Source organism: Brooklawnia sp. (assembly GCF_049651565.1).
Classification (GTDB): domain Bacteria; phylum Actinomycetota; class Actinomycetes; order Propionibacteriales; family Propionibacteriaceae; genus Brooklawnia.
In genome coordinates this window covers 1-6926 of sequence record NZ_JBASCI010000160.1, presented here as the reverse complement: position 1 = coordinate 6926, position 6926 = coordinate 1, and the positions used below count along the sequence as shown (strand labels likewise).

Annotated in this window: 10 protein-coding genes; 5 read left to right on the top strand and 5 right to left on the bottom strand. The window is 70.8% G+C overall.

The features are described 5' to 3' along the window. The coding region (locus WBL05_RS07485; RefSeq protein ID WP_424224874.1) for a biotin carboxylase N-terminal domain-containing protein at nt 1-224 on the bottom strand (224 nt) is incomplete at its 3' end. 33 nt (nt 225-257) lie between these two features. Between WBL05_RS07485 and WBL05_RS07480 the strand changes: the two genes are divergently transcribed. After that, nucleotides 258-749, top strand: a complete 492-nt coding sequence (locus WBL05_RS07480) for an NUDIX hydrolase (protein WP_424224872.1) — start codon at nt 258-260, stop codon at nt 747-749. Further along, entirely contained in the window at nt 746-1726 is a 981-nt protein-coding gene (locus tag WBL05_RS07475) for a magnesium transporter CorA family protein (protein WP_424224870.1), read from the top strand. Before WBL05_RS07480 ends, WBL05_RS07475 begins: the two co-directional genes overlap by 4 nt. On the opposite strand, the gene WBL05_RS07470 is transcribed toward WBL05_RS07475, so the two are convergent. The 4 genes from WBL05_RS07470 to WBL05_RS07455 form a co-directional block, all read right to left on the bottom strand. Continuing rightward, the gene (locus tag WBL05_RS07470) at nt 1711-2385 is read right to left on the bottom strand and encodes a Maf family protein (protein ID WP_424224869.1); all 675 of its coding nucleotides are present in this window, start codon (nt 2383-2385) and stop codon (nt 1711-1713) included. The two genes, WBL05_RS07475 and WBL05_RS07470, sit on opposite strands and share 16 nt — an antisense overlap. Beyond that, on the bottom strand, nt 2385-3041 hold the full coding sequence (locus WBL05_RS07465) for a DUF937 domain-containing protein (protein WP_424224867.1): 657 nt from the start codon (nt 3039-3041) through the stop codon (nt 2385-2387). Before WBL05_RS07465 ends, WBL05_RS07470 begins: the two co-directional genes overlap by 1 nt. 124 nt (nt 3042-3165) lie before the next feature. Continuing rightward, nucleotides 3166-3390 carry an acyl-CoA carboxylase subunit epsilon gene (locus WBL05_RS07460; protein WP_424224865.1) on the bottom strand — a complete coding sequence of 75 codons (225 nt, stop codon included), beginning with the start codon at nt 3388-3390 and terminating at the stop codon, nt 3166-3168. Continuing rightward, the gene (locus WBL05_RS07455) at nt 3387-4964 is read right to left on the bottom strand and encodes an acyl-CoA carboxylase subunit beta (RefSeq protein ID WP_424224863.1); all 1578 of its coding nucleotides are present in this window, start codon (nt 4962-4964) and stop codon (nt 3387-3389) included. Before WBL05_RS07455 ends, WBL05_RS07460 begins: the two co-directional genes overlap by 4 nt. Nucleotides 4965-4982: 18 nt before the next feature. On the opposite strand from WBL05_RS07455, the gene WBL05_RS07450 reads away from it, so the two are divergent. Genes WBL05_RS07450 through WBL05_RS07440 form a run of 3 tightly spaced genes read left to right on the top strand, consistent with a single transcriptional unit; the run spans nt 4983 to nt 6797 of the window. Next, on the top strand, nt 4983-5774 hold the full coding sequence (locus WBL05_RS07450) for a biotin--[acetyl-CoA-carboxylase] ligase (protein WP_424224862.1): 792 nt from the start codon (nt 4983-4985) through the stop codon (nt 5772-5774). A gap of 13 nt (nt 5775-5787) precedes the next feature. Beyond that, nucleotides 5788-6288, top strand: coding sequence for a PH domain-containing protein (locus WBL05_RS07445; protein WP_424224860.1), 501 nt, complete (start codon nt 5788-5790; stop codon nt 6286-6288). Continuing rightward, entirely contained in the window at nt 6279-6797 is a 519-nt protein-coding gene (locus tag WBL05_RS07440; RefSeq protein WP_424224859.1) for an AAA family ATPase, read from the top strand. The genes WBL05_RS07445 and WBL05_RS07440 overlap by 10 nt, the downstream gene beginning before the upstream one ends. The last annotated feature ends 129 nt before the right edge of the window (nt 6798-6926 follow it).

The window sequence follows — 6926 nt, the reverse complement described above, 5'->3', positions numbered from 1 at the left end:
CCGGCGCGGCCGGCGACTTCGATCAGCTTCTGCTGGTTCAGGTAGGTCTCGGCGGGGGTGGCGCCGTTCAGGGCGAAGGCCTCATCCGCCAGGTCGACGAACAGCGACGCGGCGTCGGAGTCGGCGTAGACGGCGACGGAGGTGATGCCCGCGTCGCGGGCCGCCCGGATGACCCGGACTGCGATCTCGCCGCGATTGGCCACCAGCAGCTTGGTGATCGTCATGCCGTGGAGTCTAGGGGTTCTAGACTCGGCGCCATGCCGACTCCCGATTTCGTGCTGGCGCTGCGCGCCAAGGTGGGCAACGACCCGCTCTGGCTGCCCGGGGTGTGCGCCGTGGTGCTACGACCGCTGGCCGAACCGACCGAGGTGCTGCTGGTGCGGCGCAGCGACGACGGCACCTGGACCCCGGTGAAGGGCATCATGGACCCCGGCGAAGAGGTCGGCCAGGCCGCCATCCGGGAGTGCCTGGAGGAGACCGGCGTGCAGATCGAGGTCGACCGGCTGGTCAACGTCGGCATCATCGGCCCGGTGCACTACGACAACGGAGACGTGACCACCTACCTGGAGCACACCGTGCGGGCGTCCTGGGTCGCCGGGGAACCCTGCGTCGGGGACGACGAGTCGATCGACGCCGGCTGGTTCCCACTCGAAGACCTGCCCGGGCCGATCCCGCCTGCCGACCTGGCCCAGATCGAGGTCGCGGTCACCAACCCGCGCGACGTGGTGCTCGGGGGCCTGCCGCGATGACCTCACGGGTGTGGCGGGACGGGCAGGTGGTGGCGTCCGACTTCGAGCTGGACCGTCTCGACCAGTACCTGGCCGACCCGGGCAACCTGGTCTGGTTCGACCTGTGCAGCCCGACCATGGAACTGCTGGACCGGATGGCCGCCGAGCTGCACTTCAGCTCGCACGCCGTCGAGGACGCCCTGGCCCCGCTGGAGCGGCCCAAGGCCGTCTGGCACGCCCAGCACATCTTCGTGCAGGCCTACTCGGTGCGACTGGTGGACGCCACGGGTTTCGGCTCCCGGCTGCAGGCCACCCGGGTGTCGGCCTTCATGGTGGCCAACGCCCTGGTCACCATCCGCAGCGACGACGGCTTCGACGTGGCCGAGTTGCTGCAGCGCTGGGACGACGACCCCGAACTGGTCACCCTCGGCGTCGGTGGGCTGCTGCACACCGTGCTCGACGTGATCGTCGACCGGCACGACGAGGTGACCGGGCAACTGGACGACGCGCTGGAGCGGTTGGAGGACCTGCTGTTCGCCGAGCGGCCGCAGACCCGGCAGGTGTCCCGGCAGGCCTACCGGTTGCGGCGCGAACTGGTCGAGACGCGCCGGCTGGTGCTGCCGCTGCGCGACGTCGTCAACGTGGTGATCAGGCACGGCCACGAGATGGGCTGGAGCGAGCGGCTGCGGTACTACTACGACGACCTCTACGACCACGTGCAGCGCGAGGCTGAGTGGACCGAGTCGCTGCGCGACCTGGTCGGCAGCATCTTCGAGACCAACCTGACGCTGAACGACATGCGGCTCAACGTGGTGATGAAGAAGCTGTCCGGCTGGGCGGCGATCATCGCGGTGCCGACGCTCATCACCGGCTGGTTCGGCATGAACGTGCCCTACCTGGGGTTCGAGCGCCCGCTCGGGCTGTGGCTGGCGGTCGGGTTGACGGTGGTCGCGGTGGCGGTGCTGTACACCACGTTCAAGCGCTACGACTGGATCTGATCGGCCACATCATCGGTGCGCCACAGGGTGTGCCAGGCGACCCCCAGGTCGAGCAGCATCTGCCGCACCAGGGGCAGCGAGATGCCGATGACGTTGTGCGGGTCGCCGGTGATCCGGGTGACGAAGGCGCCGCCGTAGCCGTCGATGGTGAACGCCCCGGCCACCCGCTGGGGTTCGCCGGTGTCGGCGTAGGCGGCGATCTCGGCGTCGGTCAGGTCGGCGAAGGTGACCCCGGTGACCGCGGAGCGCACCTGGTGGCGGACGTCGTCCGGGCCGAGCGCGAGCGCGGCGTAGTGCCCGGTGTACAGCAGCCCCTGCCGGCCCCGCATCCGGTACCAGCGGACGACCGCGGCCTCCCGGGTGCCGGGCTTGCCGTGCACCCGGCCCTCGATCTCGAGCATGGAGTCGCAGGCCAGCAACACCAGCGGCTCGTCGAGTTCACCGGCCCGGCGCAGCGCCTCGATCACCGATTCGCCCTTGAGCCGGGCCCGTTCGCCGGTCAGCTCGGCTGGGCTGGTGTGGCGCACGGCTTCCTCGTCCACCTCGGGCACGATGACTTCCGGGTCGAGCCCGGCATGGCGCAGGGTCTGCAGCCGGGCGGGTGAGGCCGAGGCCAGGATCACCCGCCGCGCCTGTGGCACCACAACACGGTTTGGCATCAGCCGAACAGGCCTCCGAGCAGGCCGCCAAGGCCGCCGCTCTGCTGGCGTTGCGGCTGCTGGCCCAGCATGCCGCCGATCAGGTCTCCCAGGTTCATCCCGCCCTGCTGCTCGTTCTCCTGCCGGGCCGCCTGGTAGCCGTCCTGGTAACCACGCTGGTAGTCCTGGCTGGCGTTGGCGCCGAGCTGGTCGCTGCGGCCCAGAATGCCGTCCAGGATGCTGCCGCCCTGGTCGGCCTGGCGGCCCTGCTCGATCTGCCGGTTGCCGAGCCGGCTGGCCAGGTAGGCCATCACCAGCGGGGCGATCATCGGCAGCAGCCGCTGCACCAGGCCAGTGTTGGCGCTGCCGGCCGCTGCCTTCGCGGCGGTGGCCGGGTCGGCTCCCAGCGCGTGCCGGACGATCTTCTCGCCGTCGTTGCTGTCAATGCGGTTCAGGTCGATCCGCTGGTCGGCCAGCAGCTGGTCGGCGCGGTGGTCGTTGAGTGCGGACGCCAGCGAGCGCTGCCCGATCGGGTCGGATGCGTTGCGCTGCAGCCCGCCCATCAGTGAGGAGATCGCCTCGCTGGAGGCGTCCCGAACCGACTGCGGGTCGGTGCCCAACTGGGCGGCGAGCTGGTCGATCGGCAGTTTTCCGAGGATGTCATCGATGGCGCTCACGGAACCTCCTGGGTCACGGCAATGGTTGGCGACCACCGCCAATGCGGACAATTCAACCGCCTGACGGCCGGCGGCAGGGGCAAACGGGAGATTTTCGCCCCGCGGCGAACAGCGCGACGGCCACTCACCGCAGACTCCCCGACCAGGCCTCCGGGCCGTGCGCGAACGGCTGGCGGACCCGCCGCCAGTAGGTGTTCCAGCCGCCGGCGTTCGGCCGGTCGGTGTTCGGACGCGCGGGCGGCGGCTCGGCGAGCATCGCGGCCAGCACCACCACTGCGGCCGCCAGCTCGTCGTCGTCCGGGTTGCCGCGCACCACTTCGAAACCTGTGGTCGGCTGATCACCATTCACAGCGGGATGTTCCCATGCTTCCTGGGCGGCAGCGCCGCCCGCTTGGTGCGCAGCAGCCGCAGGAAGCGGATCACCTGCGCGCGGGTCTCGTGCGGGAAGACGACCTGGTCGATGTAGCCGCGTTCGGCCGCCACGTACGGGTTGGCCAGCTCGGCGTTGTAACGATCGATCAGCTCGCCGGCCCGGGCGTCAGGGTCGTCGGCGGCGGCCAGCTCCTTGCGGTAGAGCACCTTGACCGCACCCTCGGCGCCCATCACCGCGATCTGCGCGGTCGGCCAGGCAAGGTTCACGTCGGCACCCAGATGCTTGGACCCCATCACGATGTAGGCCCCGCCGTAAGCCTTTCGGGTGATCACCGTCATCAACGGGACGGTCGCCTCGGCGTAGGCGTAGATCAGCTTGGCGCCGCGCCGGATGATGCCGTCGTACTCCTGCTCCACACCGGGCAGGAAGCCGGGCACGTCGACGAAGGTCAGCACCGGGATGTTGAAGCCGTCGCAGGTGCGCACGAACCGGGCGGCCTTCTCCGACGCCTTGGTGTCCAGGCAGCCTGCCAGTACCAGCGGCTGGTTGGCGACGATGCCGATGCTGCGGCCCTCGATCCGGGCGAACCCGCAGATCACGTTGGGCGCGTACAGCTCCATGATCTCCAGGAACTCGTCCTCGTCCACCACGGTGCGGATGACGTCGCGCATGTCGTATGCGTGCGACGGGTTGTCCGGGATCAGCGAGTCGAGCTTGCGGTCGTGGTCGGTGAAGTCGAGGTCGGCGTCCTCGGCCCACTCGTAGACCGGGGCCTCCTCGAGGTTGTTCTGCGGCAGGTAGGTGATCAGCTCCCGGACGTACTCCAGCGCGTCGGTCTCGTCGGCGGCCAGGTAGTGCGCGTTGCCCGACCTGGTGTTGTGGGTGCGGCCGCCGCCCAGCTCCTCCATCGTCACGTCCTCGCCGGTGACGGTGCGGATCACCTCCGGGCCGGTGATGAACATCTGGCTGGTCTGGTCGACCATGATGACGAAGTCGGTCAGTGCGGGGGAGTAGACGTGCCCGCCGGCGGCCGCGCCCATCACCAGGCTGATCTGGGGGATGACGCCGGAGGCGTGCACGTTGCGGAGGAAGATGTCGCCGTAGGCGGCCAGCGAGTCGACGCCCTCCTGGATGCGCGCGCCGCCGCCCTCGTTCATGCCGATCAGCGGGCAGCCGGTGCTGGTGGCGAAGTCGATGATCTTGGCGATCTTCGCCCCGTACACCTCACCCAGCGAGCCGCCGAAGACGCCGACGTCCTGGCTGAACACGCAGACCGGGCGGCCGTGGATCGCGCCCACCCCGATGATCACGCCGTCGCCGTAGGGCCGCCGGTCGGCCAGCCCTAACGAGTTCGAGCGGTGCCGGGCGAACTCGTCCATCTCGGAGAAGCTGCCCTCGTCGAGCAGCGCCTGGATGCGCTCCCGCGCGGTCATCTTGCCCCGGGAGTGCTGTTTCTCCACCGCCTGGGCGCCCGCGGAGTGGACCGCCTGGTCCATCCGGGTGCCGAGGTCAGCCAGCTTGCCGGCGGTGGTTTTGATGTCGACCTCCATGCCGACCAAGATAGCCGTATGCCCGCTTCGCCGCCCGCCGACGCCGACCGGATCGATGCCCTGTTGGGACCGGATTCCGGCTGGCGGGTGCGCTGCGTGTCGTCGACCGGGTCGACCAACGCCGACCTGGCGGCCGCGGCCCGAGCCGGGGAGCCCGCCGGAGCGGTGCTGGTCGCCGACCACCAGGGCGCCGGACGCGGCCGGTTCGATCGGTCCTGGGCGTCCCCGCCGGGGGTGTCGGTGTCCACCTCGGTGCTGCTGCGCCCGCAGCGCCCGCCGCTGGACTGGGGCTGGCTGTCGCTGCTGGTGGGCCTGGCGGTCGCCGACGGCATCCGTCGGCTCGGCGGCGGCGACCGGGTCACCCTCAAGTGGCCGAACGATGTGCTGATCGACGGCCGCAAGATCTGCGGCATCCTGTCCGAACGCGTCACCACCGACCAGGGCGACGCCGCGGTCTGCGGCTGGGGCATCAACGTCTCGATGACGCCCGCGGAGCTGCCGGTGCCGGGCGCCACCAGCCTGCTGATGGCCGGCCTGCCCACCGACAAGAGCCAGCTGCTGGCCGGCATCCTTGGCCCGCTGGGTTGGTTGGCCAGCCGCTGGGACGCCGGCGACGACCTGCGTGCCGACTACGCGGCCGGCTGCGCCACGATCGGGCGGCGGGTACGCGTCCACCTCGACTCGCAGGTGGCCGGCGGCCGCTCGGTCGACGGAGACGCCGTGGCGGTCGGGCCCAACGGCGAGCTGCTGGTCGACGTCGACGGTCGACTCGAGGCGTTCGCCGCCGGTGACGTGGTGCACCTGAGGTAGGGGCGCGACCGGGATGCGGCTGAACGACGGCGAGGAGCTGGTGACCACGGTTCACCCGCACCCCAGGGTGCTGGTCTGGCCGATCCTGGCGCTGCTGGTGCTGGCTGCGCTGGTCGGGGTAGGGCTGGCGGCGGTGCCGCCCGCGTACCGGCCGGTGGGTCAACAGGTGGTGGCCGGTCTGGGTGCGGTGCTGGCGCTGGTGCTGGTCGGACGGCCGGTGCTGCGCTGGGCCACCACCAGCACCACCGTCACCACCCAGCGGCTGATCACCCGCAGCGGGGTCCTCCGACGGGCGGGCAACGACCTGCCGTTGAACCGGGTCGTGGACGTGGGCTATCACCGCCGCTCGGGCGACCTCGGTTTCGGCTCCGGCACGCTGCTGCTGACCACCCTGTCCGGCCACCGGTTCCACCTCGACAACCTGCCCCGGATCAAGGACGTCTACCAGGCGGTCAGCGAACTGGTCGCCGACGTCGGACCGGACAGCCAGCCCGAGGAGGAGCGGTGGCGCTGATCGCGATGGCCGGGCTGCCCGGCGTCGGCAAGTCGACAGTGGCCCGCGGGCTGGCCGCCCGGTTCCCGGCGGCGCTGGTGAACGTGGACGATGTGGAGTCCGCGCTGCTCCGGGCTGAGTTCGAACGCTCGTTCGCGACCGGGCTGGCCGCCTACCTGGTGGCCGAGCAGGTGGCGGACGCCAACCTGGCGCTGGGCCAGCACGTGGTCGTGGACGCCGCCAACTACGTCAGCTACGCCCGCGCAATGTGGACCTCGCTGGCCGCCAGCCACCGCGTCCCGCTGCTCTTCGTCGAAGTGGTCTGCGCCGACCTGGCCGTGCACGCCGAGCGGCTGGCGTCGCGTCCGCTGGTGCCGGGGCTGCCCAGGCTCACCATTGACGACGTCGTGGTCAGGTACGCCGAGACCGAGCCCTGGGGTGCCGAACCGCTGTGGCTGGTCAACAACACCGGTGAGATCGACCACGACCGGGTGTTCGCCGACGTGCTCGCGGCGCTTCAGCGAGGCTAGAGGACCTCCGGCTCCAGCTGCTCGATCGTCAGCCCGCCGCTGGCCGGCTCGTCGCTGGCGGTGAAGCGGGCCACCCGGGCACCCGGACGCTCGGCGATCGGGCCGCGCAACCGGTCGTCCACCCAGTGC